This window comes from Microbulbifer regidiadema (SeqCode) (genome assembly GCF_052467605.1).
Genome location: NZ_CP174316.1, coordinates 737,589 through 763,288, shown reverse-complemented (window position 1 = coordinate 763,288; position 25,700 = coordinate 737,589). Strand labels below are relative to the sequence as shown.

20 protein-coding genes and 1 pseudogene are annotated in these 25,700 nt (G+C 47.9%); 9 read left to right on the top strand and 12 right to left on the bottom strand.

Features of this window, described 5'->3' with window-relative positions:
• Window positions 1–237: 237 nt before the first annotated feature.
• From ACJJIF_RS04145 to ACJJIF_RS04110, 8 genes are all read left to right on the top strand, one after another.
• Window positions 238–1,668 carry an aspartate kinase gene (locus ACJJIF_RS04145; RefSeq protein WP_444930979.1) on the top strand — a complete coding sequence of 477 codons (1,431 nt, stop codon included), beginning with the start codon at window positions 238–240 and terminating at the stop codon, window positions 1,666–1,668.
• Window positions 1,653–2,570, top strand: a complete 918-nt coding sequence (locus ACJJIF_RS04140) for a TPR end-of-group domain-containing protein (RefSeq protein WP_444930978.1) — start codon at window positions 1,653–1,655, stop codon at window positions 2,568–2,570. Before ACJJIF_RS04145 ends, ACJJIF_RS04140 begins: the two co-directional genes overlap by 16 nt.
• A gap of 33 nt (window positions 2,571–2,603) precedes the next feature.
• Window positions 2,604–4,031 carry a sodium/proline symporter gene (locus tag ACJJIF_RS04135; protein ID WP_444930977.1) on the top strand — a complete coding sequence of 476 codons (1,428 nt, stop codon included), beginning with the start codon at window positions 2,604–2,606 and terminating at the stop codon, window positions 4,029–4,031.
• Between the two features lie 800 nt (window positions 4,032–4,831).
• The gene (locus tag ACJJIF_RS04130) at window positions 4,832–5,053 is read left to right on the top strand and encodes a DUF551 domain-containing protein (RefSeq protein WP_444930976.1); all 222 of its coding nucleotides are present in this window, start codon (window positions 4,832–4,834) and stop codon (window positions 5,051–5,053) included.
• 797 nt (window positions 5,054–5,850) lie between these two features.
• Window positions 5,851–7,314: a betaine-aldehyde dehydrogenase gene (betB, locus tag ACJJIF_RS04125; RefSeq protein ID WP_444930975.1), complete on the top strand. Its 1,464-nt coding sequence runs from the start codon at window positions 5,851–5,853 to the stop codon at window positions 7,312–7,314.
• Between the two features lie 12 nt (window positions 7,315–7,326).
• Window positions 7,327–9,000 carry a choline dehydrogenase gene (gene betA / locus ACJJIF_RS04120; protein ID WP_444930974.1) on the top strand — a complete coding sequence of 558 codons (1,674 nt, stop codon included), beginning with the start codon at window positions 7,327–7,329 and terminating at the stop codon, window positions 8,998–9,000.
• Between the two features lie 123 nt (window positions 9,001–9,123).
• A complete protein-coding gene (locus tag ACJJIF_RS04115; protein ID WP_444930973.1) occupies window positions 9,124–10,341 on the top strand; it encodes a BCCT family transporter in 1,218 nt (405 codons plus the stop codon).
• 66 nt (window positions 10,342–10,407) lie between these two features.
• Window positions 10,408–11,121 (top strand): TorF family putative porin, encoded by a 714-nt coding sequence (locus tag ACJJIF_RS04110; protein ID WP_444930972.1) that lies wholly within the window; start codon window positions 10,408–10,410, stop codon window positions 11,119–11,121.
• Window positions 11,122–11,377: 256 nt separating this feature from the next.
• Here the strand turns inward: ACJJIF_RS04110 and ACJJIF_RS04105 are convergent, their stop codons facing one another.
• The 11 genes and pseudogenes from ACJJIF_RS04105 to ACJJIF_RS04055 form a co-directional block, all read right to left on the bottom strand.
• Window positions 11,378–12,181 (bottom strand): acyltransferase, encoded by an 804-nt coding sequence (locus ACJJIF_RS04105; protein ID WP_444930971.1) that lies wholly within the window; start codon window positions 12,179–12,181, stop codon window positions 11,378–11,380.
• Between the two features lie 795 nt (window positions 12,182–12,976).
• A pseudogene (locus ACJJIF_RS04100) lies at window positions 12,977–13,983 on the bottom strand (IS3 family transposase).
• A gap of 273 nt (window positions 13,984–14,256) precedes the next feature.
• Window positions 14,257–15,395, bottom strand: a protein-coding gene (locus tag ACJJIF_RS04095; protein WP_444930134.1) for an IS3 family transposase whose coding sequence is annotated in 2 segments (ribosomal slippage) — window positions 14,257–15,146 and window positions 15,146–15,395 — 1,140 coding nt in all. Because the reading frame shifts where the segments join, the coding sequence is not laid out codon by codon here.
• A 183-nt stretch (window positions 15,396–15,578) separates the two neighbouring features.
• Window positions 15,579–16,022: a DoxX family protein gene (locus ACJJIF_RS04090; RefSeq protein ID WP_444930970.1), complete on the bottom strand. Its 444-nt coding sequence runs from the start codon at window positions 16,020–16,022 to the stop codon at window positions 15,579–15,581.
• A 124-nt stretch (window positions 16,023–16,146) separates the two neighbouring features.
• Window positions 16,147–16,629 (bottom strand): GNAT family N-acetyltransferase, encoded by a 483-nt coding sequence (locus tag ACJJIF_RS04085; RefSeq protein WP_444930969.1) that lies wholly within the window; start codon window positions 16,627–16,629, stop codon window positions 16,147–16,149.
• A gap of 189 nt (window positions 16,630–16,818) precedes the next feature.
• Window positions 16,819–18,264 carry an IS66 family transposase gene (tnpC, locus tag ACJJIF_RS04080; RefSeq protein WP_444930968.1) on the bottom strand — a complete coding sequence of 482 codons (1,446 nt, stop codon included), beginning with the start codon at window positions 18,262–18,264 and terminating at the stop codon, window positions 16,819–16,821.
• A gap of 204 nt (window positions 18,265–18,468) precedes the next feature.
• On the bottom strand, window positions 18,469–19,269 hold the full coding sequence (locus tag ACJJIF_RS04075) for a phospholipase D-like domain-containing protein (protein ID WP_444930967.1): 801 nt from the start codon (window positions 19,267–19,269) through the stop codon (window positions 18,469–18,471).
• Window positions 19,270–19,719: 450 nt separating this feature from the next.
• Window positions 19,720–20,364: a class I SAM-dependent methyltransferase gene (locus ACJJIF_RS04070; protein ID WP_444930966.1), complete on the bottom strand. Its 645-nt coding sequence runs from the start codon at window positions 20,362–20,364 to the stop codon at window positions 19,720–19,722.
• A 122-nt stretch (window positions 20,365–20,486) separates the two neighbouring features.
• On the bottom strand, window positions 20,487–20,933 hold the full coding sequence (locus ACJJIF_RS04065; RefSeq protein ID WP_444930811.1) for a hypothetical protein: 447 nt from the start codon (window positions 20,931–20,933) through the stop codon (window positions 20,487–20,489).
• Between the two features lie 98 nt (window positions 20,934–21,031).
• The gene (locus ACJJIF_RS04060) at window positions 21,032–21,433 is read right to left on the bottom strand and encodes a hypothetical protein (protein WP_444930965.1); all 402 of its coding nucleotides are present in this window, start codon (window positions 21,431–21,433) and stop codon (window positions 21,032–21,034) included.
• A gap of 99 nt (window positions 21,434–21,532) precedes the next feature.
• The gene (locus tag ACJJIF_RS04055; RefSeq protein WP_444930964.1) at window positions 21,533–21,841 is read right to left on the bottom strand and encodes a hypothetical protein; all 309 of its coding nucleotides are present in this window, start codon (window positions 21,839–21,841) and stop codon (window positions 21,533–21,535) included.
• A gap of 967 nt (window positions 21,842–22,808) precedes the next feature.
• On the opposite strand from ACJJIF_RS04055, the gene ltrA reads away from it, so the two are divergent.
• Entirely contained in the window at window positions 22,809–24,080 is a 1,272-nt protein-coding gene (ltrA, locus tag ACJJIF_RS04050) for a group II intron reverse transcriptase/maturase (protein ID WP_444930963.1), read from the top strand.
• 72 nt (window positions 24,081–24,152) lie between these two features.
• Here ltrA and ACJJIF_RS04045 read toward each other — a convergent pair whose 3' ends face one another.
• Window positions 24,153–25,565: a hypothetical protein gene (locus ACJJIF_RS04045; RefSeq protein WP_444930962.1), complete on the bottom strand. Its 1,413-nt coding sequence runs from the start codon at window positions 25,563–25,565 to the stop codon at window positions 24,153–24,155.
• Window positions 25,566–25,700: the final 135 nt, after the last annotated feature.

Here is a 25,700-nt window from a genome sequence, read left to right as displayed (position 1 = left end):
ATCCGTAAAAACAGGGCCCTATAGCCCTCACGGTTCAATTTATCCAGAACCCCAGAGAAGGCAGCAGTGCCAGCAAAAGCGCAATGAGCAACAAACTGGAGGCCGTTTTACGCCCCCACCGCAGCCAGAATATGTCTGCACAAGGAAATCAATTTCTGTTATCTGATATGAAACACAACCCAGTGCCCCCACTGGAGAACGCCGCTATCAAGAGAAAGAAAGGACCAGTAAGAGACAATGCATACGATAGAAAAGATTGGTGGCACCTCCATGTCGGACTATGAGTCAGTCCGGGATAACATTATTAAAGGTGGCCCCAAAGGGCTCTACAATCGTGTTTTTGTAGTTTCAGCTTATGGTGGCATTACCGATCTGCTGCTAGAGTACAAAAAGAGTGGTCAACCGGGCATTTATGGTCTTTTTTCCAGCAGCATTGAGGATGACAGCTGGCTGGTGAAGTTTGGCGAACTCCGCACCCAATTGCGCCAGATCAATAGCCGCCTATTCGGTGATACCGACCTACTCAGGGAAGCTAACCTCTTCCTGGATGAACGCCTTGAGGGTGCCAAAAAGTGTCTTCGAGACCTGCAAAGCCTCTGCCAGCATGGCCACTTCTCCCTCGACGCCCACCTCGGCACAGTTAGAGAGATGCTCGCCAGCCTTGGCGAGGCACACAGTGCCTGGAACACCTCGAAGCTGCTACAGCGAGACGGTGTCAACGCCTGCTTTGTTGATCTAACAGGCTGGCGCACCAATAAACATATATCTCTGGATGAGCGCATTCGGGATGCATTTGCTAACATCGATCTAAACCAGCAGTTACCGATTGTCACTGGTTACGCTCACAGTGATAAGGGCCTGCTTATCTCCTTCGATCGAGGTTATAGCGAAATGACCTTTAGCCGCCTCGCGGTTCTCACTGGGGCCAAAGAGGCGGTGATCCATAAAGAGTTCCACTTAAGCAGTGCAGACCCCCGTCTTGTAGGACCAGATAACGCCGTACCTATCGGCCGCACAAACTATGACGTGGCTGATCAACTGGCCAACCTGGGCATGGAGGCAATTCACCCGAAGGCGGCCAAGGGCTTGCGCCAGAAGAATATCCCCCTCCGAGTAAAGAATACCTTTGAGCCAGAGCACACCGGCACATTAATTACTGGCGACTACGTAAGCGACTCACCCTGCGTGGAGATTATTGCAGGCTGTAAAGGTGTCTATGCATTGGAACTTTTTGACCAGGATATGGCCGGTGCGATCCACGATTATGACCGAGAGGTGCTCACGGTCATAAAAAGGTACAAGGCTCATATTGTCTCTAAAAATACTAATGCCAATACCCTAACCCACTTTTTATCCACCAACCTAAAAACTATCAAGCGGATACAGGCATCTCTAGAGGAGTGCTTCCCGGAAGCAGAACTAAACCAGAGGAAAGTCGCGATCGTCTCCGCCATTGGGAGCGATATGAAAATTCCCGACGCACTGGCAAAAGCCATTCAATCGCTGTCTAGCAACAAGGTTAGTATCCTCGCCATGCACCACTCGATGCGGCACGTCGACATGCAGTTTGTGGTCAACGAATCAGACTACGACCCTGCGGTCAGATCACTTCATAAGGCGCTGGTTGAGATCCACGATCACGGGACCGCAATATGCCTCGCATCCTAAATGTCTACACTCTAATTTTTCTGCTTCTCTCCCCCGGGGCCATTTCCCGGGAGGCGGAAGCGGAGGAGCGAGCTAAGGCACAGCAAGAGGTGGAATCCTTGCAGAAACCGCTTTACACACCTTTTGTGGAGCGATATATGCTGGACGAAATCAAACAATTGCGCATTGATCAGGCCAATGCCAAACAGGAGCTAATCCAACAGATAGTCGATCGCGAGCACAATTCTGTTGATCGCGCAGTAGCCTATGCAACTGATACCGTTACCTACTTCTTTTACCTGATAGCCGCCGCCACTTCGATACTGGTCCTGGTGGGGTGGCGATCCCTACAGGATATTAAAGAGCGAGTACACAACTTAGCCGATGAAGAAATCTCAAAACTGGTTCAGGAGTATGAAAAACGCCTGGGAATTATAGAGAAGCAATTGCAGCAGAAGACTCTACATATTGAAGAGAATCGCGAGGAAATCGAACTTACCCAGGAAGTTCAGTCTCTTTGGCTGCGGGCCCAGCAAGAATCCTCTATCGCCAACAAAATTGCGATCTATGATGAAATTCTGCGTCTCCGCCACGAAGATGTCGAGGCACTGACCTATAAAGCAGATGCAGTTCTAGAACTGAATGAACCCCAGTGGGCAGCCAATCTTTGCCACCAGGCCCTAAGTATTGACCCGGGTAATAGCCATGCTTTTTATCAGCTGGCCTGCGCTCACACCGCAATGGGTCAATTTGATGAAGCGTTGCGCTACCTCGCCGAGGCCATTAAACGAAGAGAAAGCTATCGCGATGAAATCTTGAGCGACAACGCCCTTCAACCCCTGGCGAAGAGCAAAGTCTTTAAGGATCTCGATAAGGTTATCGCTAAAACGCCGCCACTACAAAGCTCCGAGAAAGGCGCATAAGAAATAATAACATCTGATAATAAAGAGGCCCTGGTGGTTTATTCATTTATTGGTTTTCTACTCCTATTTACCCTGGTAGGGATATCCTCCGCACTATTTAGCCGCGCTACCAAGGCAGACTATTACCTTGCCAGTAGTGGCGTTTCCCCCTGGCTAGTTGGTCTATCGGCCGTGGCAACCAACAACAGCGGCTATATGTTTATTGGCGTAATTGGTTATACCTACCTAACCGGACTGGCCTCAGTCTGGTTGATGGTAGGGTGGATTGCCGGTGACTTCCTTGCGTCTCTTTATGTGCATAAGCGGTTGAGGTGTGCCACAAGTGCAAGTGGCGAGGTTAGCTATGCCGGCGCGCTCAGTAATTGGTATGGGCAAAAGCATTCCACTCTACAGCGCCTTATTGGCACCATCTCTCTACTATTTCTACTAATCTACGCATCGGCTCAGCTAGTTGCTGGTAGCAAGGCGCTACACGTCCTGCTCGACTGGCCTCTCTGGTCCGGAGCTGTAGTTGGCGCATTATTGGTTTGCCTCTACTGCTTGGCTGGGGGCATCCGCGCCTCCATATGGACTGATGCGGCACAGTCGATCGTTATGATCAGTGCCATGGGCACGCTTTTAGCCATTGCACTTGCCAACCTGGGGGGAATACCCAGTGCGATAGCACAGATGCAGGCCATTGAAGGATTTACTGACTGGCTTCCCAAGGGGTTGGCCTTTTCTGGCTGGAGTGGTGTTGCTGTATTTGTTATCAGCTGGGGGTTCGCCGGGCTATCTGTTATCGGCCAGCCCCACGTGATGATACGGTTTATGACCCTGAGCGACTCCAGCAAGATGCATCGCGCTCGAGGCTGGTATTATCTGTGGTTTATTCTGTTCTATTGCATGGCTACTGGAGTTGGCTTGCTGTCTAAGGTATTTATTGCGGACAGTGGAAATTTTGATGCTGAACTCGCACTGCCAACGATGGCTATAGAGCTACTACCCCCCACCCTGGTAGGCTTGATCCTAGCCGGTATTTTTGCTGCAACCATGTCGACTGCCGACTCACTACTTCTCAGCTGTTCTGCGGCCATTACCCACGACATCCTCCCCCGTAAAATTGAAAAGACCTGGCTCCTTAAGCTCGTTACGGTTGCCATTACTGGAGCGGCGCTATTGCTGGCACTCGCCAACAACCAAAGCGTCTTCAGCCTGGTGATTTTTGCCTGGTCCAGCCTGGCCAGCGCCTTCGCTCCCCTATTATTGGTATTGTGCTTTGGTGGCAGGCCTACACAAGCCACTGCTATTACAGCAGTAATCGTAGGCTTTACGACTGCAATTACCTGGCGAGCACTAGAACTCCACGGGATGATCTATGAAGGCTTACCCGGTATCGCTCTAGGGTTAATCGTATTCTATCTAGCCAGTTTTGCTCGCCGACCACTTACCCCACCAGGAATGAACAATCAAACCAACTAGCTTATTCCACCCCCGCCAATTGATTGGTGGGGGGTTTTAGCGCCCCACCCTCCCCACCCAAGGGCGCTGACCATCCAAAATCCAGGCTCAAAGGGGTGATTAGGCGCTACTTTTACCAGGCGTACTCTTATTACCCGCCAGCAGCCCCCAGCGGCAAGGCGCCTCCTACAACCCCTGATATCAACTTGATTAACGGCTGTTTTTCACTCAAAAATAATTTAGCTATTAAATTCACCTAAATATTTTTGATCTCAAAGTAATAAATAAGCCAAAATAAAGAATAAACGTCCTTTAAAATTTCATTTTTTAGGCCAAGGTATGCGGAGCATGTAGGCTGAAACCTGAATCAATCCCGTGTAGAGTGCTTAGCCCTCAAAGAAAACCTATAAGATAAATCGATACAAGAGCGCCAAAATTGATCCAAAAACACACTACACGATCTTAATTTGAACAGGCAGGTGTTTAGAGTTGAAATAATTAACTGTCGGTTGTAGAGGTTTTTACCTAATTTGGATGGCATTTCGCTGTAAGCCCACACCTAAAAGATGGCGCAGCTATTTGCCAGCCGACAGGATTCCCTTAGGCTGGCAAGTTACCTCAGCTAAACGGACCCGAAACCAGGGCTCACCCTTTTGGTCGCACCCAGAATCCACTCCTCACTGAAAAAATCTTATGGTAACGTTGAGTGCTGACAGTACTTGTACTTTTTCAACTCCTCACAAAATAGCAAGGGCCTCAAAGGTACGCCGGACCCAATGAGCCTCCATATTAAAAACCCCAAAAACAGTCGGTGGTAAAATTTGTGGATTAACTGTAAGGAAAGAATGCCCGAGGATATGGATGTTGTTATTGCCCTATATTTAGGGTTTTGGCCCGGGCGCGGCAATAGCGGCATTATAGATGCCTACGCTATCAATGGTGAATGGTTCAACCTTCCCGAAGGTGTTGTTATTGCCGGGTGGATGCCAATGCCGGATACGGAACACCTGCCAATTGCAGATTGCGCAGAACCGAAAACCTAACCCGCACCGAGAAATCTCCTTGGGCGCGCTGAAACAGGCATACCTTCAATATCCCTGTACGTTTTTGAGGGGACACAAAACGACCCGGGCGATTTTGCGCAAGGGATTGCAACCTAAATGGAGGCTCAAGGGCGAAACCATTCAGCCCCCGCTAATTCGGCCAGCCCACAAAACCAAGGCCGCACTAAGACCAGGCGAGCCCCAACGGGTAGCCCCCATCCTCCTTGATCGAAAAACAACCCTTTAAGAGACCTGACTCGCTAGCGCCCGGAGCCCTCTCCCGCAGTAATAGCGGCAGGCATAGAAAGCGACGCCAAGTACCCCTTCGAAATAGCATCCAACCTCCAATCGAGCCAACCCCACCCCAGCCGACCTCCCGCCCCACCAAAAGGCATTTATGACCAGAAAGTCCGATCATCAGAGCAGCCCCCATCGCAAAATTTTTATAGAGTTCAAACAAGATTTTTGCCCCAGTCCGGGGGCAATTTCGCCCTTAAAAAAGAGGGATAACGCTGTATACGCGGAAAAACAAATACCTCAAAGATCAATCGGTTTTTCTCCGCCAGGTGCCAACAGTTAGAGTTCAAATTAAAAATATGTTACATTCTGTGCCATATCGCCCGGTGATTAACCATCGGGCTCGGGCTGAAACCTGGCGATTTGAGACAAAAATCTTCGCTGGGCCGGCCTTTTTTTGTGATGAGAAAACCTCCACGAGCGGCCCATCGCGCCCTCCTGAACCCATCACCAACAAACAACCAACTGACCCTCTGTTAAAAAGCAGTATGGAGAGACAGATGTCACTGGACACACAACGGAATTTTGTAGACGGCCGCTACCTGGCGAATGAAAGCGGCGAGTGCTTTGATGTTTTTAACCCGGCGACTAACGAAGTCAGCTACCAGGTTGAGATTGCCGATGAGAAGGTGCTTGCGGAAACCATCGAGAGCGCCAAGCGCGGCTTTGCGCAGTGGTCTGCTATGGCTCCGATTGAGCGCAGCCGCATCCTGCTGAAAGCGGTAGCCCTGTTGCGCGAGCGCAACGATGAGCTGGCTGCGATTGAAGTGGCTGACACCGGCAAGCCCTGGCAGGAAGCCAGTGTTGTCGACGTGGTAACCGGAGCCGACTCCATCGAATTCTTTGCCGGCCTGGCCGCAGGTATTGAGGGCAATCAGCAACAAGTCGGCGAGGACTTCTATTACACCCGCCGCGAGCCTCTGGGTATCTGTGCCGGTATCGGCGCCTGGAACTACCCTCTGCAAATCGCCTGCTGGAAAGCCGCCCCGGCCCTGGCCTGCGGTAACGCCATGATTTTCAAACCTTCCGAAGAGACCCCCAAAGGCGCTCTGAAGTTGGCTGAAATCTTTATTGAAGCGGGCATGCCCCCGGGTGTCTTCAACGTAATCCAGGGCGATGGCGCCGTGGGTGCCTGGCTAACCAACCACCCGGATATCGCCAAAGTTTCCTTTACCGGCGAAGTGGGTACCGGTAAGAAAGTCATGGCCGCAGCGGCTGCCAACTTGAAAGAAGTCACTATGGAGCTGGGCGGCAAGTCGCCGCTGGTTATCTTTGATGATGCCGACCTGGAGCAGGCAGTCTCCGCTGCCATGCTGGGTAACTTTTACACCCAGGGCGAAATCTGCACCAACGGCACCCGCGTATTTGTCCATCGCAGCATCCACGATCAGTTCCTCGCACGCCTGAAAGAGCGTGTCGAGCAAAATATTATCGCTGGCGATCCGATGAATCCGGATACCAACTTCGGTGCGCTGATTTCTGCCAAGCACCAGCAGCTGGTGATGGACTACATCAACAAGGGTAAAGAGGAAGGCGCAACCCTGTTTTGCGGCGGCCACACCCTCTCCCCGGAGAATTCCCCCAACGGTTACTTCGTTGCTCCCACCGTATTTACCGACTGTCATGACGATATGACTATCTGCCGCGAAGAAATCTTCGGCCCGGTAATGTCGGTACTGGTCTTTGATGATGAAGACGAAGTGATTCGCCGCGCCAACGATACCCGCCTGGGCCTCGCCGCCGGCGTCTTTACCCGCGATATCACCCGCGCTCACCGCGTGATTCACCAGATGCAAGCGGGCATCTGCTGGATTAACGCCTATGGCGCCTCCCCAGCAGAAATGCCGGTGGGCGGATACAAATTATCCGGAATCGGACGCGAAAATGGACTTGCGACCCTAAACCACTACACCCAGCTGAAAGCGGTGTATGTGGGCCTGGCACCACTGGAAAGTCCATTTTAAGCGGTATCCTGCATGAGTGAGTTTGATTACATCATCGTCGGCGCCGGCTCTGCCGGTTGCGTTCTGGCCAACCGTCTGTCTGCCCAGGAAGATAAAAAAGTCCTCCTGGTAGAGACTGGCGGCAGCGATCGCAGCATCTTTATCCAGATGCCCACCGCGCTGTCCATCCCCATGAATACTGAGAAGTACGCCTGGCAGTTTACGACTGAACCGGAGCCCCACTTGGATAACCGCAGTATGCATTGCCCCAGGGGCAAAGTACTCGGCGGCTCCTCCTCGATTAACGGCATGGTTTACGTACGCGGGCACGCCAAAGACTTTGATGAGTGGGCGCAACACGGCGCCGAAGGCTGGGATTATGCCCACTGCCTGCCCTACTTTAAGCGCTCTGAAACCTGGGCTTTCGGCGGTGACGATTACCGTGGCGACGAGGGTCCACTGGGGGTCAACAACGGCAATGAAATGGCCAACCCCCTCTATGGAGCCTTTATCGAAGCAGGCAAAGAAGCCGGCTACGATTACACCGCAGACTATAACGGTGAGCAGCAAGAGGGCTTTGGCCCCATGCATATGACGGTCAAAGACGGGAAGCGCTGGTCTACCGCCAACGCCTACCTGAAACCGGCCATGCAGCGCCCCAACCTGACGGTATTGACCCACGCCACCGTACATAAGGTGATTCTGGAGGGTAAACGGGCAGTCGGAATCAAACTTGAACGCAAGGGCAAGACCCAGGAGTTCAAGGCGCGACAGGAGGTGATCCTCAGCGCAGGCCCCATCGGCTCCCCCCACCTTCTTCAGCTCTCCGGTATCGGAGACTCCGATACACTGGCAGAAGCCGGTATCGAACTCCAACACAAACTCCCCGGCGTCGGCCAAAACTTGCAGGACCACCTGGAGTTTTATTTCCAGTTCCGCTGCAACCAGCCGATTTCCCTAAACGGCAAGCTCGATCCCTGGAACAAGTTCCTGATCGGCGCGCGCTGGATATTGAAGAAGGACGGCCTCGGCGCCACCAACCACTTCGAGTCCTGCGGGTTTATCCGCTCCAAGAAGGATGTCGAGTGGCCGGATCTGCAATACCACTTCCTGCCGGCAGCGATGCGCTACGACGGCCGCGAGGCCTTCGATGGCCACGGTTTCCAAGTGCATATCGGGCACAACAAGCCCAAGAGTCGCGGCAGGGTCAAAGTGGTTAGCAGTGATCCCAAGCAATCCCCTTCAATCCTGTTCAACTATTTACAGGAGAAAGAGGATATCGAGGGCTTCCGCGCTTGCGTGCGCCTGACTCGCGAGATTATCAATCAGCCGGCTTTCGATGAGTTCCGTGGGGATGAGATTCAGCCCGGCACCGATATCCAAACTGATGAACAAATTGACGCTTTCGTGCGGGAATCCGTCGAGAGTGCTTACCACCCATCCTGCTCTTGCAAGATGGGTACCGATCCAATGGCAGTGGTAGACCCGGAAACCCGTGTACACGGTTTGCAGGGCTTGAGGGTTGTGGACTCCTCCATCTTCCCGACCATTCCCAACGGCAACCTGAACGCGCCCACCATTATGGTGGCGGAGCGGGCTGCCGACCTGATTTTAGGGCGCCCAGTATTGGCACCCTCCGAGGCATCGGTAGCAACCAAGGCTACCAGCACTCAGCGACCTGGCCGCCCCGCGCGTTCAGTGAGCTGATTTTACGCCGGCGCTCTGGCAGAGATTTGACTGCCCCCTTCACTTGTGACGGGGATAGTCAAATCTCGCACAGCAACGCCCTTTGGGGGCGCCGGCATATCAATAACTAGCTGGAGACTCAGCATGACAGCTTGGCTTTCTGCGGGATTATTATTTACCTTCACGGCAATAATTTTCTCGCTGATAAAATGGGGAAATGTGAAGATGGTCGGGGTAACCCCGGTAAAAACCTTCACTTTTATAGCGATCCTTTTCACCTCCGGCCTCGATGTAGGCCTCATCATGTTCCCCCTCACCGAGTTCGCTGGCTACGCAGATCTAGCCAACAACCCAGAATATGGCTTCACCAACGCACTCGCGATTGAATTTGGTTTTTGGGCCTTCCTGATCTGGGGCTTCTACTTCCTCACCTGCTTTTACTTCTGCATTATTGAACCCAAAGTTAAATTCTTTGAATTGGCCCCGGTCAAACTGATCAATAACGTAGTGATTATCGGCACCTGTGCCTTTACTGCCTATTTGCTGCTCAGCAACCTGCCCTGGTACCTGCCCCAGGTTGGCGATGGTGAAACCATTGTTGGCACCTTCTACCTGATCGTGTTTGCCGTTATCGCCGCTGCGGTCTACTCATCCACCAGCCTGCGCTACGTACGCTTCCTCAGCCTGGCAACCACCTGGATGTTTATTGGCCTAATTGCGGTAATGTGGCTGGGCGCCTTTACCGGTGAAAACGGCAGCATTGGCGACTTCGCCTCTACCTTCGCCCTGCTCGGCGGCTACTTCGGCAATATCCACCAGTTCGTGCTGCCGCTGAATGACTACCACGAGTTCTACCTGTTCTGGTGGTTTGCCTGGAGCATTATGATTGGCCAGTTTACCTCCCGCTTTGTGGGTGGCCTGCGCACCTACCAAGTGCTGGCGGCGATGCTGATCTTCCCATCCATCCCCATCGCGCTCTGGTTCACCGTGCTTTATTACTACTCCAGCCAGGGCCTGGATACCACCGGTTTCTACAACCTGGCCATGATCACTGTGGGCATTACCTTCGTGATCAACTCGCTGGACTCCCTGATTCGCCTGTACACCGACAACCTGGGTATGACCGTTGCGCGCCTGGGCAAGTGGAAATACTTCGTGCTGAACCTGGCCGCAATGAGCCTGCTCACCCTGCTGTTCAAACTGGACTTCCTGCAAATCCAGTGGATTGGCGCCCTGGTGATTGGCATTTTCTTCTGCTGCCTGGGTTACATCCTGGTGAAACGCTTCAGAGCGGTAGCAGCTATCGACTCCTCGCCTAAAGAAAACAAAATCGACTTTACCAAGATCGAACTGGCGAGCTAACTATTGAGATTCCCCCGCCACTCAGGCGGGGGCCACAAAAAAATATAAATACGCGGTAATTGAACAATGAAATCGACTTTAAAAGTTTCTGCACTGGCCTGCGCTTCCCTGCTGGTACTTGCCCAGCAATCCCAAGCGGAGCTGTCTTCCACGGTTAACCTGACTACTGACTACACCTTTAACGGTGTCAGCCAAACCCAAAACGACCCCGCACTACAGGCCAGCCTGGATTACGGCTTCGATAACGGATGGTATATCGGCACCTGGGCCTCCAACGTGGACTTCGGTGGCGATGACGATACGAACCTGGAGTGGGACTTCTACGCCGGTAAATTTATGCAGCTCACCGACAAAGTGAGCCTGGACACCGGTATTGCTTATTACACCTACCACGGCGATAGCGACTGGTCAAAAGAATATGCTTACCCGGAAGCTTACGCCAAGCTGGGCTATAGCTCTCCCCTTGGTGAATCAGAAGTCAATGGCTGGTACAGCTGGGACTACTTTGGCATGGGTGGCGGTCACTATATTATGATGCTGGCCCACACCTTTGAGTTTGCCGAGGGGCATAATATCCGCTTCAGCGCTGACCGCTCTACCAGTGTTAACAAAGACAACTGGACCTGGGAAGGCAAAAGCTCATACAACCACTTCCGCGTGGAATATATGACCTCTTTGGACGGCTTCGATTTCAATGTCGCCGCCGAGAACACAACGCTTGATTCAGAGAATGCTGACGAACGTATCGTCTTTTCTGTTGCCCGCACCTTTAGCCTTTAAGCTAGGGGGCAAACCGGAGCCCAAGTGGCTCCGGTATTTCATACTGGCCAACTCCTAGAACAACCCTCTCCTCCACCCTGTCTTTTTTACCACCACTTAATCTTGACCTGGGTTCCTCTGCAATTTCTTCAAGAAGATGAGCTTGGTTTTGTTGCGTAATCGCTGGATAGTCATTCATTACGGATAGGTAAGCGCCCATTGCGGACCTGCACAATGGGTGCTGTGGCCGGTAGTTAGACGCTACCAGCTATCCAATTTAGGTTTTTTTGTATTTATTAAAAAAGTACTTTGCTCGGTTTTTAGCCTGCTCAGTTTGATTTCTTGCCCAGTAGATATTCGGCTTGACCTTTGAAACAGCAGGCACACCTGAAGCGATAGAAAAGCGGGGGACATCTTTTGTAACTATGGCACCTAAAGATATGATTGAACACGCCCCTATATTGACTGACTTGAGAATACTAACTTGCTCACCAATCCAAACATGAGGTTCAATATGGACTATACCTTTAGGCTCATTAACTTGCTGATCACTAGATATATCAAATATTGGATGTGCGTCCGAGCTTCTAATAACTATATCATAGGAAAACATACAATCATCGCCAATAATTATTGCAGGATTTGCATTCCCAGCGCCATTGCCTGAAATCCAAGTATTAGTTGAAGTTGTGGACACCCGATTTCCAACAGCAATAAAATCATTATCTTGAAATGATCGAATCTGAACATTCCTTAAATCACACCCATTACCAATATATAGAAAAGAATTATCACCCTTAAAGAATACACTAAAAATACCCTTTACATTTCTTCCAATAAATACCCTGCACCCATTAGTATCCCCAAAATTAATATTGACTTTTGCAGAAACACCTCCCTCTCTGACAAATACTTGACCATTCCCATGAACATTCAAATTGTCAGGATGACCAGAGTAATCACTCTCATCAATTGAAAAGTCTTGTATTGATTTTTTAGCAAGTTCCAAATGACCAAAGTAGCCACCCTCATCACTTGAAAAATCTTGCATTGACTGTTTAGCAAGTTCTAAATGTGACATGTATATTTCTGACTCCCAACGCCCACAGAGGACGCACCATCTTTTGACATCGCTCTTACTGAGATTGCTATATTATCTACTATTTAAACTTCAATACTTCTATAAAATGCATACCCACCCAGAAAACACCAACGTTTTTGTAATTTCCCGGAGTCAAACTTCCATTAAAAATAAATACTTTTCATAAATTATCACGCCAGCAACCGCCTCCCAAAATACATCGCCTTGCCATCAGGTGAGGACAAAGGGGCACCTACCCTAGGCAAAAAAATTAGCTCACACTACCGATTATGGGTACCAACAAAAATTCTTGCTTTTCATCCCCCTGCTATTCCTAACCCCCCCCCTGAGACCAAGAATAAACACCCACCAACCTCCCAACACTCTATAGAAATAATACCTGATGCACTTCAGAGTTGAATGCAGGCTAATAAAAAAGACAAAGCCAAGAATTATTGCCTAGTGAGTTTTCTTGGATAAAGCCACAATATACAAGAATTCGTTTGACCAGTTTGACATAAGCTCTCCGTAACCATAGACATTTAACGCCAAGCTCACCCGTAGCGGCGCGATAGTACCAAGATCAGAGGCAGCCCTTGGTATGCCCTGTATAGGTATGGACTAATGGGTGAAAGTCCCCTGCAGGAAGACCACCGATTAATGATCTCCATTAAATGCTAACTACTAGTAAATGGCAACTGCAAGAATGCAAGATCTTATGGGGAGGAAGCCGCTAGCAACGCTGCGAGCTGACGAACAGAAACACTATATAAGGCTTAGACTGGAGTGTAATGGTCAAATATTTTTGGCCACCCTCTTTTGAGCATCTCGAAATTTTTCTTCTGCCATATTTGGCGGCAAGCCGTCGTTGTGTTGATGTAGCCGCACTTGGCTGTAGTAGCCAATAATGTAATCGTTGATTGACTGTTTTGCCGCAGGCAAACTTGAATAGCCTACTTCCGGCGCACCTCGAGACTCATAGGCCATTGTTAACGCCTTCTTTACCAGGCTCGTATCTGGAGACAGCGATAATGCCCAGCCTACGGGTTTTCGTGCAAACAAATCCAGCACTACCGCTAGATAGGCCCAGCAAGTTCCCACCCAAATATATGTGATATCACCAGCCCAAGCTGCATCTGGCTTCTCGACGTCAAACTTCCGATTCAGCCGATTTGGGATATCAAGATGCGCTTGCTCCGCCTTCCTGTACCTATGCGAAGGGGGCTGGGAGCTTTCCAAACCCAGCAATTTCATTCGCCGGCCAGCCCTGTAGCGACTTAGTGGAACTCCAGTTTGTGTCACTATTTTTGCGATAGAACGAGCGCCGGCAGAGCCGTTACTAGCCTTATGTGCAGCCTTAACCAGTGCCTGGAGCTTCAGTTCCTCTGGGGCCGGCTCTGTAGGCCTGTTACGCCAAGCCCGATAGCTACTGCGATGAATATCAAATACCAAGCAAAGGCGTTGAACAGGGTGGCTCTCCTGCAACCGCTGGACTATCGAGAATTTTTCAGCGAGTCCGACATCAAGAGAGCTGTAGCCTTTTTTAGGATTTCCTTCTCCTCCTCAACTAACCGCAGTTTCCGCTCCAGCTCCTGTATGCGCCGCTGCTCCGGCGTTAAGGCGTTGCCAGTTGGCGTCTTGCCTACCCTCTCCGCGCGAAGCTTCCGCACCCAAGATTCCATAGTCGACTTGCTGACCCCCATGGCCTCACATGCAGCCTTCAGTGTGTATCCTTGATCAACAACGAGTTGCGCTGCTTCCAGCTTGAACTCTGGGTTGAATTTTCTTTTTGAGCTAGCCATCTATCCACCTGATCTTCGTTGAAAGTGATAATATCACTCAAACTCAGGTGGCCAAATTTACTATGCCACTACACTTTATTATCGGAGCGATACCAGCACTTCAGGATCACCATAACCCCTATGGCCAATAGAATTCTCTGTGTACGCTTCACATAGTTTGTTCACAGTGAGAAAAAAATGAGTATATTTTTTTCCTTCTGCTCCGCCCTACGCGCAACACTCGATACGGGTGGCTGGTTAGGCTGTTGTGGTCAAGTCCAACCGGACACCTCTTTAAGCACATTTCTCAAATTCGATAGGGGTTACATCCCCCAATGTTGTGTGTATTCTGCATGAGTTGTAATAAGCAATATAGGCTCTCACATCTGCTGTCGCGTCCACCCTTGTTTCATAGAGATTTCCCGTTAGCCACTCTCGCTTCAGGCTGCTAAAAAACCGTTCTGTTGGTGCGTTGTCCCAGCAATTTCCTTTACGGCTCATTGAACATACCATTCCATGCTCCTTCAGCAACGCCTGATAGGTATGGCTGGCATACTGACTGCCTCGATCAGAGTGGTGTAGAAGGCCTTGCGGTGGTGTGCGTAAATTGACGGCCATCATCAGCGCACGACTCGCCAAAGCCGTTTCCATCTGGCGATCTAGGTGCCAACCAACTATCCGGCGTGAATAGAGATCAATTACTACCGCCAAGTACAACCATCCCTGTAGCGTCCAGATGTATGTAATATCCGTAGCCCAAACTTGATTTTTAGCACTCGGCGAAAAATCCCTATTCAGAAGATTCTCTGCAATGGGCAGTTGGTGTTTGCTATCTGTCGTCAACGCAAAACGCTTCTTGCGTTTTACTGCCAAACCTAGCTTTTTCATTAGCTTTCGGGCTCGATAGCGCCCAATTTTAAAGCCTTCTCTGCGTAATAGCTTCATTAGTCGGCGGCTTCCCAAGCTCTGCCGAGATTCTGCAAATAAGGCCTTCAAGCGATGGCATAGTTGCCATGTTTGGCTATCTATTGAGCTATCACTGCGATGGCACCAATCGTAATAGCTGCTCTTTTTTACCTGCATTACTCGGCAAAGCATCCTAACTGGAAAGCTACTTTTCTGCTCTTTGATGAAGCTGTACTTTACTTCATTTCTTTCGCAAAGAAGGCGCTGGCCTTTTTTAGGATTTCCTTCTCCATCCGCAAGCGCTTGTTTTCACGTCGCAACCGATCCAATTCAGCGCGCTCGCCTGCATCCAACCTTACTCCGCTCTCTTCCTGCTTCAGCTCCTTTACCCAGCGTCGCAAGTTATTAGCAGTGGTCCCTACAGCCTCTGCGGCCTTAGAAATCGAATAGCCTTGTTCAGAGACAAGAGCTACAGCGTCTTTCTTGAACTCCGGCTTGAATTGCCGGCGTGTACCTTTTGTTGTCATACGTCACCTCACTTGGTAGTTTTACCATCTTAGCGAAGTGTCCGGAAGTATTAGACCACTACAGGCCTTACCCGACAGGGACTTCCACCCTGCAAGAAGCATCAAGCTTAGCTTGACGCACCAACGCTTGCAGCTGCGGCGAGTGCTGAGGGCGCACATTTTTGCACAGCAAAAATCGCGGCATTAGTACGAATCCGACAGACTGCGCTTGTTATAACCATGTACGCAAAGGAAATAAGCCCATGCTATTAATATTAATTGAAGTGGCCCACGAATTAACAAGTACACAGGCCCCCACTGGTGGCCACCAAGGCCTATGTTATTTAATGCTGCATAAATATTAGCTGGAAAAAATACAACAAATATGATTATGGCAATCTTTGCAGCGGGCGATTGATACTTCGGCACAAAAAGTGCAACGCCAATTACTACCTCTAATAAGCCTGTGAGATAGACCAAAGCTAAGCGAAATGGGACCCAAGAGGGTAACATTTCAACCATTCCCTGCGTTTTTACAATATGGCCGATGGAAAAAAATATGAATGCAGCTCCCAACCCCCAGAAGGAATATTTAGCGATATCCAATTTTTGACCACTGAATTTGGAGCGGAGAAATGCGATAGTCAAAGGGCTAACTAGTAGTACCAGTATTATTATTGGGGTGACCATTATTTCCTCATTAAGTTATAACGATCGGTTCAGGTGACGCGCCGCAGGTGCGGTCACCTGAACCACTTTTTATGTGCGTGTTTTAGATTGTTAAAGAATATTTTTGCTCTGTTCTTTCTGAACCCCAAGTATTATGTATAACTTCTTCTGCAAGACTAAAGCCATTATTGAGATATATTTTCCTTGCTGCTTCCAGACCTTTTACAGTCCATAGATCAACTTTTGAGTAGGACTTTTCTTTGACGAAGGATAAAGCATCATCAATAAGCCTTTTACCAACACCCATTCCCCTAAGTTTAGGCTCAATGAGGAACCATCTTAACTGTGCTACTGATTCAGACACCTCACAAATGGCTATACATCCTGTGATTTGGCCTTTGTATTCGACAACCCAAAGACGTTCACGAGAGTTTTCCCTCTTTGCAAATTGTGAAAGCGGCTCTCCCACATATGCTTCAAATGTGAAATTATAACCAAACTCTTCTGAATAGAGCTTTCCATGAAGATAGGTAATATAACCAATATCACCAGGCTTAAGCTCACTTCTTATTATTACTTCGCTCATTGATATCCTATCTATTTGATGTTGGTAGGACAGCCGGTTACCCTAACTACCCCCACGCAGATCCGGACGTTCGGAACTACCGCATCCGGCTCTTCAATAATATATTCGCTCGTGTAAAGTACGAACCCTAAAACCAGTCCACAAGTATACTGCGTTTGTATACTCGCGGTGGCTTTAGCCCAAAAGTAACTATTCAGCACTAATTTCAAAAGCTTTGAATTTTTCCAGTAAAAATCCAGGCCACTCTCCATTAAATAGTTGTGTTAATGCTTCTCCAGGGGCAATGTCATTTTTCTGGCAGGTCAAAAGGTAAGAGCGGGTAAGACAGAAGGCTCTTGCGCCTTCTTCAGAGCGAAAGCAACCCGAAATCTTTTGCTGTACCTTAGTCATTCGAAGATCTCGCTCCCCCTGATCATTAGTGAACGGTACTTCAGCACGCTCCATAAAACGGAGTACATCTTCCTCATAGTCACGAAGCCGTTCCAGTAGATTACGAGATTTGCTGCGCTTAAGTCGCCCTCGGCGAGGTGACGTTGTATCCGGCACTGGCGCCGGGCATTCGGTGCTTCCACGGCCGAGGATTTTGCGATAACGGGTTCTCCAGCGCTTGGCTTGCTCTTCCGGTAGGAAACCACCAGCAAGCTCAACAGCATCGCGTAGCTCCAGCAGTAGATTGCGCATATTGCCAGCCCAACGTTGCCCATCTTCCTCATGCGCATAGGTTAGTTCACGCAAGTGGTGGGCGTTGCACAACGCATGAGTGCAAGCAAAAGTGTAATAAGGCTTCCAATGGTCATGCACCAGTGTGCCATTAAACTCGGGCAGCACACCTATCGCATTCATAGCTTCAGTCCCGCGCTTCGGCGATAAACCAAATAAAGTACACTTCTGAGCCGAAAGGACATGTAACCAGTGGCGCTTTCCATCCATGTTGAGGCTGGTTTCGTCAGCATGTACTACAGATTCGGTTTTGAGCCATTTTCTAGCAAGATTTTCAAAGGGAGCTAGGTGTTCACAGGTAGCTCGATTGAAATTGACCAAGCTTCCGGCACTGAGCGGAATACCATATTGCTCGGCAAACATCGATTGTATTCGCTCATAAGGCAGCAACTGGAACATTGAAAGGTAAACGGCATGTGCCTTAACCGAGCTGCCATATTGCGCTGGTCGAGTTACGCCCGCAGGGAACTCAGCCACATAGCGTTGACCATGTTCATTCTCCAGAATTTGAGCACGATACTCGGTGACATGGCGTTGGATTTGGAGGTTAATAACTTGGCGACGCTCGTACCCTACGTCCTTCCAATTGCCGCGTGGTAAAGTGCGGCGATTTAGTTTAAGAGTCTCAATATCGTCAGGGTTATCGATCGGCATTAGGGTGATGCCTTTACGCCCAGATTGGCCGCCAGCTTTGCGCTTGCCTACAGTTTTTTTCTCTCTTTTGCGGTTTTGATCTTGTGATGGCGGTATGCTGCTATTTTTACTATTCATACCATTTTTAGCCATCAGCAGCCTGATGACGACCAACAAAATGGATATCACTGCACGTATTGATGGCGTAACCTGTTGATCTTCTTTCAACAGATTTTCTGCATCAGTAATAGCTATGTTGATATCAACTTTTTCCAATGTCATTGACTACTAGACAAGAGGCTTAAGGATTACTCTATTATCTCATAAATATATTTTGTTGGGAATTGTGTATTTTAGTGCTGAATAGTTACGATTTCTTTACGTGACCGCTGGGTAGAGATTCATTACGGATAGGGAACCGCCCATTGCGGACCCGCACGATGGGTGGTGTGGGGGCCGGTAGCTAGAAACTACCGGCTACCCGATTTAAGTGTTTTGACTACGAAGCTCAATGAACTGCCTTGAAAACTCTTCAGCCAAATCTCTGCTCTCCGTAATTGTAATACTTTCATTGTTGTATTGAGCATTACTGGTCCAATTATAAGAACCATGTATAACTTTGCATAAATCGATAATACAGAACTTATTATGCATTAACTTTTTCCCCCATGGAGAGCTCGGAGAAACCTTCTTATATTCAACACCTCTCGAGCAAAAATCTAAACCATGCTTATCAGTAATATCATCGTCATTCACGATCACGCGAACATTAATCCCTTGCTGGTGTTTTATACGTAACTCATTTCCAATATCTCTATCTGTGAACCATGCGACCGCTATCCAGATGGTAAATTCCGCTGATTGAATTGACTCAATTATTTTGTTTTTTATTTCTTGAAAATGAGCAGCTATCTGTACGGGGTCATTCAGTTCATTACTAGTGACTTTGAAAATACCTAATTCATTTTTTTCGAAGAGGTAACCATCGTGCTTTATGATTTCACTTAGTTCGGAGGCCACATCATCAGGGTTACTGACCTTTCGGCTATCAGGGATTGCCTCTATTAAGCTCTTAAACTCTGGGGTTCCGTTAACCTTTTTTAACCGCTCATAGGCATATTCATTTCTAGACCATGCATTTGGCAGGCCCTCTCGGGTATATTCATCAGATAGCCCGAAAGCATTAAAAAATTTAATGAGTTCAGGTCCAGACATATATGGAGTGGGAGCACCGTCTCCGGTGATGTAAGGCTTTATTGCATTCAACGTAAGCTCTGAAACCTTCAACTCTGAATCTTCTCCGAACTATGAAACTTATGACACTTAACGCCGCTAGCAAGGGCAGCCGAAGCAACGCGTAGGCTGCCCAGCCCAGCCCCGAAGGGGTTGGGCGAGCTTGCCTAGCCTGGTTATGGCTGGCGCGCTCGGGACCGACTACTAGCACTTTGCCAGCCATAGTTTGGCTGGCCGCTGCCCAATATTTACGAGGGAAGAATACCGCACTTTCCCTAACCAATTCCTATCTTACTGGCAATCCGCGAAATTGCAGCGGACTGCCTCTTTTTACAACACCCGAGCGAACACTCTTGGAGCGAAACTGCCTGAATAGCAATCAGTAAAATTGCTCAATACCAGATGCTATTTAGTGGCACGAAACCTTCAGTTACCACGAAAAATCAATAAAACCGACCGCCACAATAACGTCGCCATCACGCGTTTATCGCGTGCATGGCATTGTTAGGCCTCGCTTATAATAATATTAATGGTCTTGTTCACACGGTCACCGGTATTACTCAACCCATTTTCTTTGTATTGATAAGCATTTTTTATTTGAAAGCCTGATGAACGCAGTAGCTCACACGCGTCCGCCTGATCATAGAGAGCAAAACCAAAAGGCACGAACGGAAGATCCTTCATAAAAGACCGATCTCCGAAGGCAATACAAAAAAGACCATCCGGCTTCATTACTCGCCGAATCTCGGCGAGATGGTCGCCGGGATTTTCCCAGAAGTACAGTGTATGAACTGCCAGCACTTTATCGAATAATTGTGGCTCAAATGGAAGCTGCTCAGAGTTACCCTGCTGAAACTGCGCGCGCCCCAGTCCCACCAAATGCTCATTAAGACGTTCAGCCTCGGCTACCATTTCAGAAGACCAATCGAGCCCCATATACGAGATGTTGTCCGCCACATTAATCATATCGGCAACAAATGCTCCATTGCCTGGACCAACCTCCAACACTGAATCGGATGCTCTTAGCTGCAGAAGATCAATGCATTTACGGTTGAGAACACTGTTTGCCTCATTCATTCCCTGTGCAATTTCAGACGCTTCCGCACCATTGGGACAGCGCAACTGGGACGCAAGTATGTGTGATTTCATGTGACTCCCTTGAATAGTTTAACGCCTCAAACACCGGCTTGGTGAAGTTGGCGGCTTTTTTTGCGTAAACAAAAAAGGTGACAGCTTTACCAAGTCCGCGTGCTTTGACTTGTTATGCCTATTCAGGATTTATAATTTTTTAGTAACTCGTATGCTTTAGGACTTATATTCCTAATGTCTCTAGAGCCGTTAGTGATATCTGTAAAATATTTCCCGCAATACTGTCTTTTAATTTCGGCTGTCATCGGCAAAAACATTGCGGCTATGCTTTTATCCTCGGCAACATCCAACTTTGCGAAGACTTCCGGCAATTCCATACGAGCCTTAGCCATCAATCCCTCAGCAACGGATATAACGTCTATATTCCTACCTCTCCAATCGGATTGCGCAGTAAGAATTTTCGTTTCACCCTCTGGAATAAACTCTATGCACCTTTCAACCATTTTATTCAAATGGCTCGACAGCTGGGAAGTAAGTCCAGCTGCTCCCATTGCTGTATCCGGTTCATTTGAGCTTACCGCACTTGAGTTCAGTATCAAGACACCCAAAATTGCAATTCTTAATTTCATAAACTACTCCTACTTAATTCTTATTAGTGGCATAACGCCAAGCTCACCTGCGGAGGCGCAATCGAGCCGGAGTCGGGTGCAGCGCCTGGTTATGCGCTTTACTTGATGTCAACAATTTTGGGCTCGTCATCATATATCAGCTCTATACGAGATGAAGACCATACACCGTTATTCTTGGTTACTTTCACAGAGTGAATCACATTTGGCTCAATGAAGCTCTGAACAACAAGCATCTCTGACGAATCAGGGTAAACCGTATGCTGTGTGATACTGCCACCTTCACCATGTTCAATTTTACTTGAATAGTTCGGAGTCTTGATACTTAAATAGGAAACCCTGTCATTATCGACTTTGATATATTCTCTGTGATCCAGATACCGTTCAACACCGTCTTTCTCGTATGTCTCGCCATTCTCTAGTTCGTCATAAAATCTATCAAAAGGGATTTTAACCGTCTTGCGTGTCGGATCTTGGAAAGTTTGGTAATTGATCTCAATCATTCGCTATATCCTGGCGCATAACACCTTTGTAACGGACAGCCTTGTGGCGAAGCCACGCTTAAGGCTGTCCAGCCCAAAGGGCGATCGTTGACAAACTTGTTATGTCTTTTCACGCACAAGTTCCTCTACTACCGTAAATGTGAATTCAGATTTTATACGGCCAGCCTCACTTAGCCAGAACTTATTAATGCCGACACGCTCAGTTGAAGGCATAAGTGATTTGAACACAAGAGTGTCACTCACCCACTGTATGTCGGAGATTACAAACTCTTCGTTGTCATTTATGTCATACCCAGAAACCAGAGGGCGATCTTCTGTGCCTGAAATTTCGTACACAGCTAAGTAATCGTCGCTATCCCATGGAGCGGCGTGTTTCCACTTACCAATTAATTCCTTAAATTTACTCATAATCTATGAACACATAACGCTTGGCCTACGTTTTATACACATATTTGAATCCTGTTCAAAGCCTCATACAGAGAAATAGCCTAACTTTCCGACTGTGGTGCATGAATTTTAACCACCTGCAAGACTGAAACCACTTAAGTCTTACAGTAAATCTAGCGCTTTCTCTGGAGTAGAGCACATATTGATTAGATAATCGCCAGTATCTCTCCCTACTTAGGTATCCGATCTTACCTGTAGTAAATAGAGTTGAAGTTCTCGATACTCTTGTAGAGCTTATCGGAGTAATAATTTTCACTGGTGCACTTGTGTATAAAACTTAGCGCTTGGCTCTGGGGCGTGGTGAAGGTTGGCTGCTTTTCAAGCCAAGCTTTACCACGTCCCTAGCAGCCACTTGGTACGCCCAGCATGGGCGTGAACTAATGGGGTGAAAGTCCCCTGTAGGAGGATCACCGTTTAATGGTCTCCATTAAATGCTAACTACTAGCAAATGGCAACTGCAAGACCGTGAGGTCTTGTGGGGAGGAAGCCACTAGCAAAGCTACGAGCTGACGAACAGAAACATCATATAAGGCTTAGCCTGGAGGCGAGGTAGCCAAGGATACCGAAGCCATGTGGTCTAACGGGTAGAGTAAATGATGCAGTTGTGTAGTGAAAGTTCACGCTCTTATCTGGGGAGATCTGTTCAACCTGCTGCTGTAAAGCTGTCAGCGTGGCCGCTGACTCATAAGTAGGCCCAGCCCGCTAGCCACCATCGCGGGTGTAAACAAAATTGGTGGAACACAGCAGCGCCTCGGCCAGTAATGGCCAAGGTGATTGAACAGAAGTCAGCCGACGGCATAGTAGCCTAATGCCAAGATTAATACCTTGGATACGGTGAAGGCCTGAACCCAAAATCCACGAGTTAAAAGACAGGGCTAGCCTACCGATGTGTTGCCAGCCGGATATAAAATTGACGTAGCGCACTGCCATGACACTCAACTCAAATGAAAATCTGCTTGAAATCATCCTCAGCAAAGAAAATCTTAATGCTGCATGGAAACACGTGCGAAGCAACAAAGGTGCCGCAGGCATTGACGGGATTACTGTCGATAACTTTGTGAAGCACTTCAAGGCAGTTGGCGACGACCTCATCGAGACTATTCGACAGGGTCATTACCAGCCGCTTCCCGTCAGGCGCGTCTACATTCGCAAGCCAGATGGTGGCCAGCGTGGGCTCGGGATACCTACGATCTTTGATCGTGTTATTCAGCAGGCTATCGCCCAAATCATCGGTCCCAGTTTCGATAAAACCTTTTCGGAGTTCAGCTATGGATTCCGCCCAAAGCGATCACAGCATCATGCGGTGAAAAAGCTACAGAAGTATATCGAAGGCGGGAAGCGAATAGCCGTATATGTCGATTTATCTAAGTTTTTCGACCGGGTCAACCATGACTTCCTCATGAGTTTACTTGGCCAAAGAATCAGCGATAAGCGTTTACTCAAGTTGATCGCAAGTTACTTGCGTGCAGGAAGTGTAGAAGATGGATGCTGGAAAGCCTGTCATGAGGGGGTGCCACAAGGGGGCCCTTTATCGCCGCTGCTCTCCAACATTGTACTCGGCCTGCTCGATAAAGAGCTGGAAAAACGCCGACATGATTTTGTTCGCTATGCGGATGATTTTGTGATTGTTGTTGCTTCTAAGCGCGCGGGTGAACGGGTTATGGCGAGTATTAAACGCTTTGTTGAACGCAAGCTTAAGCTCAAAGTTAACGATACTAAAAGCCAAGTAGTTCCTGTCAGCCGCTGTAAGTTTTTGGGATTCTCTTTTCGCGGTGCAAGGCTCGTCTGGCATGATAAGTCCCTGCTCCAATTTAAATACCGCATCCGCCAGATTACAGGGCGATCCCGTGGTATTTCTATGGAAAAGAAACTGAAAGAACTTACCGTGTTCCTCCGTGGTTGGATCAATTATTTTGGTATAGCGCAAGGCTATCAAAAATGTATCGATCTTGACTGCTGGATACGACGAAGATTGAGAATGAGCTACTGGAAAAACTGGCGTAAAGTGAGAACGAAAGCCCGAAACTTACTACGTATGGGTGTGAGTGAATCACTGGCTATCACTTGTGGATCGTCCGGTAAGAGTTACTGGCGAAATGCAAAGACCGAAGGTATTCATATTGCACTCAACAATGAGTTTTTCCAAAAGATGGGCTTGATTTCGTTACGTGACCGCTGGGTAGAGATTCATTACGGATAGGGAACCGCCCATTGCGGACCCGCACGATGGGTGGTGTGGGGGCCGGTAGCTAGAAACTACCGGCTACCCGATTTAAGCGCTTTCACGCTGCTCTCTTGTTATAAGACCAAAATTACATACTATATTCTTTAGTGTATAGATTTTGTCACCTGTTCCATACCATTCCAAACCATTTATCTCCCGTTCTCCTCGAGGTATATGTCTCCTAGCTTCGGTGAAATTTTCATCAATACTTGTTTCATATTCCAATAGCTTTGGAGTTAACATATTTAACTGATCTTCACTAAGCTTGCTTAACATTGAAAAGTATTGATCATGAAGCTTCAGTTCATTTGCGAATGTATATTGTTGTGCAGTTGGCCGATTAACAAATCTTTCTATTTCTGGGAGAATATCAAGCTTCTTAGAGATTTCTTCTCTTAATTTTGGATATGCATGAATTACAATAGTCTTCCTAACTATACGAAGCAAAGCACTTTCGACTTTGTTAAGAGCGGATATCTTTTGTGACATCTTTTCAGTTACGAATGATTTTATGGCGTTTTTTACGTGATCATCGTCAATGAGATTATGCAAATGGCACAGAGCAACGAAACAGTGCTCTTTTTTAAAGTAATTGAATAGTTCGTAGTCTTTAATGAGTCTTTCGTAAATATTAATAGGATCTTCTTCTTGTAAGAGTCTCTCTACATAGTGCTGCGATGGCTCTTTTCCTCTTCTGAGTGGATATTCCATAGAGATTTCTAAGTACCTCAATGGCTCTTGTTCAAGCTCTCGCTGCCACTGCTTCTGACTCTCATCCATGCTGGCAACACGCAATTTATTTAGATTTTTACCGATTTCCTGTTTTAGGGATAGTTTATTTTTTGTGATTTTGTGTGCGACTAAATTTGGGTAACCTTTATCCAAAGATGACAAGCAAAGCTTTTCGTATTGAACTTTTAAATACTCTTCTATTCTTGCTCTAAGTTTTTCAACACCAAGTAGATTGTATATTTCATCCCATTTTTTCAATACATCAGAGCTTTCGAACTCAAAGATTGGCTCGTACATATTGCCCTCATAGAAAACTGCTGACTGAGGATCATAAATCGCGGTGTTAACACCATTGCTTAGAACCAGATATTTGGCTTGTATCTCAGGATGAATACAATACTGAAGACCTTGAACAATATACTTATAATCGAAAGGATAAGTTACAGATTTCGGAGACTTCGCCTCAACAACCCAAAACATACCCTTCCTTATGGTTGGTATATAGTCAGGGTTATAATGCTTTACTTTAACCGCCCCTTTTTCAACTGGAGGGTAGCTTAACTTAAATGAGGAACCATCATCTCCATGACGTAGAACTTCATAATCGTTATGACTCTCGTACCCAAGATACTCTAGAAGTGGCGTAAGAAATTTAGATTCAACAAACGCCTCTCCCTTACCAGTAAAATCCAGTAAAGACAAAGTTTCTATTTTTTGTAGTGTATCCATAGTCTACTTTTCTAGTGCTAATTGACCGCTTAACGCCGCGAGCAGAGGCAGCTTACTTTGTGTGCTTAATGCGCAAATAGTGAGCGTAGCGAACTGCGCATAAAGTACACAAAGTAAGCAGTCCGGTGGAGGCCC

Coding starts and splice junctions, on each gene's coding strand:
- tnpC (WP_444930968.1), bottom strand. CDS start 18,264: ATGACATTGGAAAAAGTTGATATCAACATAGCTATTACTGATGCAGAA.
- ACJJIF_RS04045 (WP_444930962.1), bottom strand. CDS start 25,565: ATGGATACACTACAAAAAATAGAAACTTTGTCTTTACTGGATTTTACT.
- ACJJIF_RS04115 (WP_444930973.1), top strand. CDS start 9,124: ATGACAGCTTGGCTTTCTGCGGGATTATTATTTACCTTCACGGCAATA.
- ACJJIF_RS04110 (WP_444930972.1), top strand. CDS start 10,408: ATGAAATCGACTTTAAAAGTTTCTGCACTGGCCTGCGCTTCCCTGCTG.
- betA (WP_444930974.1), top strand. CDS start 7,327: ATGAGTGAGTTTGATTACATCATCGTCGGCGCCGGCTCTGCCGGTTGC.
- ACJJIF_RS04105 (WP_444930971.1), bottom strand. CDS start 12,181: ATGTCACATTTAGAACTTGCTAAACAGTCAATGCAAGATTTTTCAAGT.
- ACJJIF_RS04065 (WP_444930811.1), bottom strand. CDS start 20,933: ATGAAATTAAGAATTGCAATTTTGGGTGTCTTGATACTGAACTCAAGT.
- ACJJIF_RS04145 (WP_444930979.1), top strand. CDS start 238: ATGCATACGATAGAAAAGATTGGTGGCACCTCCATGTCGGACTATGAG.
- ACJJIF_RS04140 (WP_444930978.1), top strand. CDS start 1,653: ATGCCTCGCATCCTAAATGTCTACACTCTAATTTTTCTGCTTCTCTCC.
- ACJJIF_RS04070 (WP_444930966.1), bottom strand. CDS start 20,364: ATGAAATCACACATACTTGCGTCCCAGTTGCGCTGTCCCAATGGTGCG.
- ACJJIF_RS04085 (WP_444930969.1), bottom strand. CDS start 16,629: ATGAGCGAAGTAATAATAAGAAGTGAGCTTAAGCCTGGTGATATTGGT.
- ltrA (WP_444930963.1), top strand. CDS start 22,809: ATGACACTCAACTCAAATGAAAATCTGCTTGAAATCATCCTCAGCAAA.
- betB (WP_444930975.1), top strand. CDS start 5,851: ATGTCACTGGACACACAACGGAATTTTGTAGACGGCCGCTACCTGGCG.
- ACJJIF_RS04060 (WP_444930965.1), bottom strand. CDS start 21,433: ATGATTGAGATCAATTACCAAACTTTCCAAGATCCGACACGCAAGACG.
- ACJJIF_RS04055 (WP_444930964.1), bottom strand. CDS start 21,841: ATGAGTAAATTTAAGGAATTAATTGGTAAGTGGAAACACGCCGCTCCA.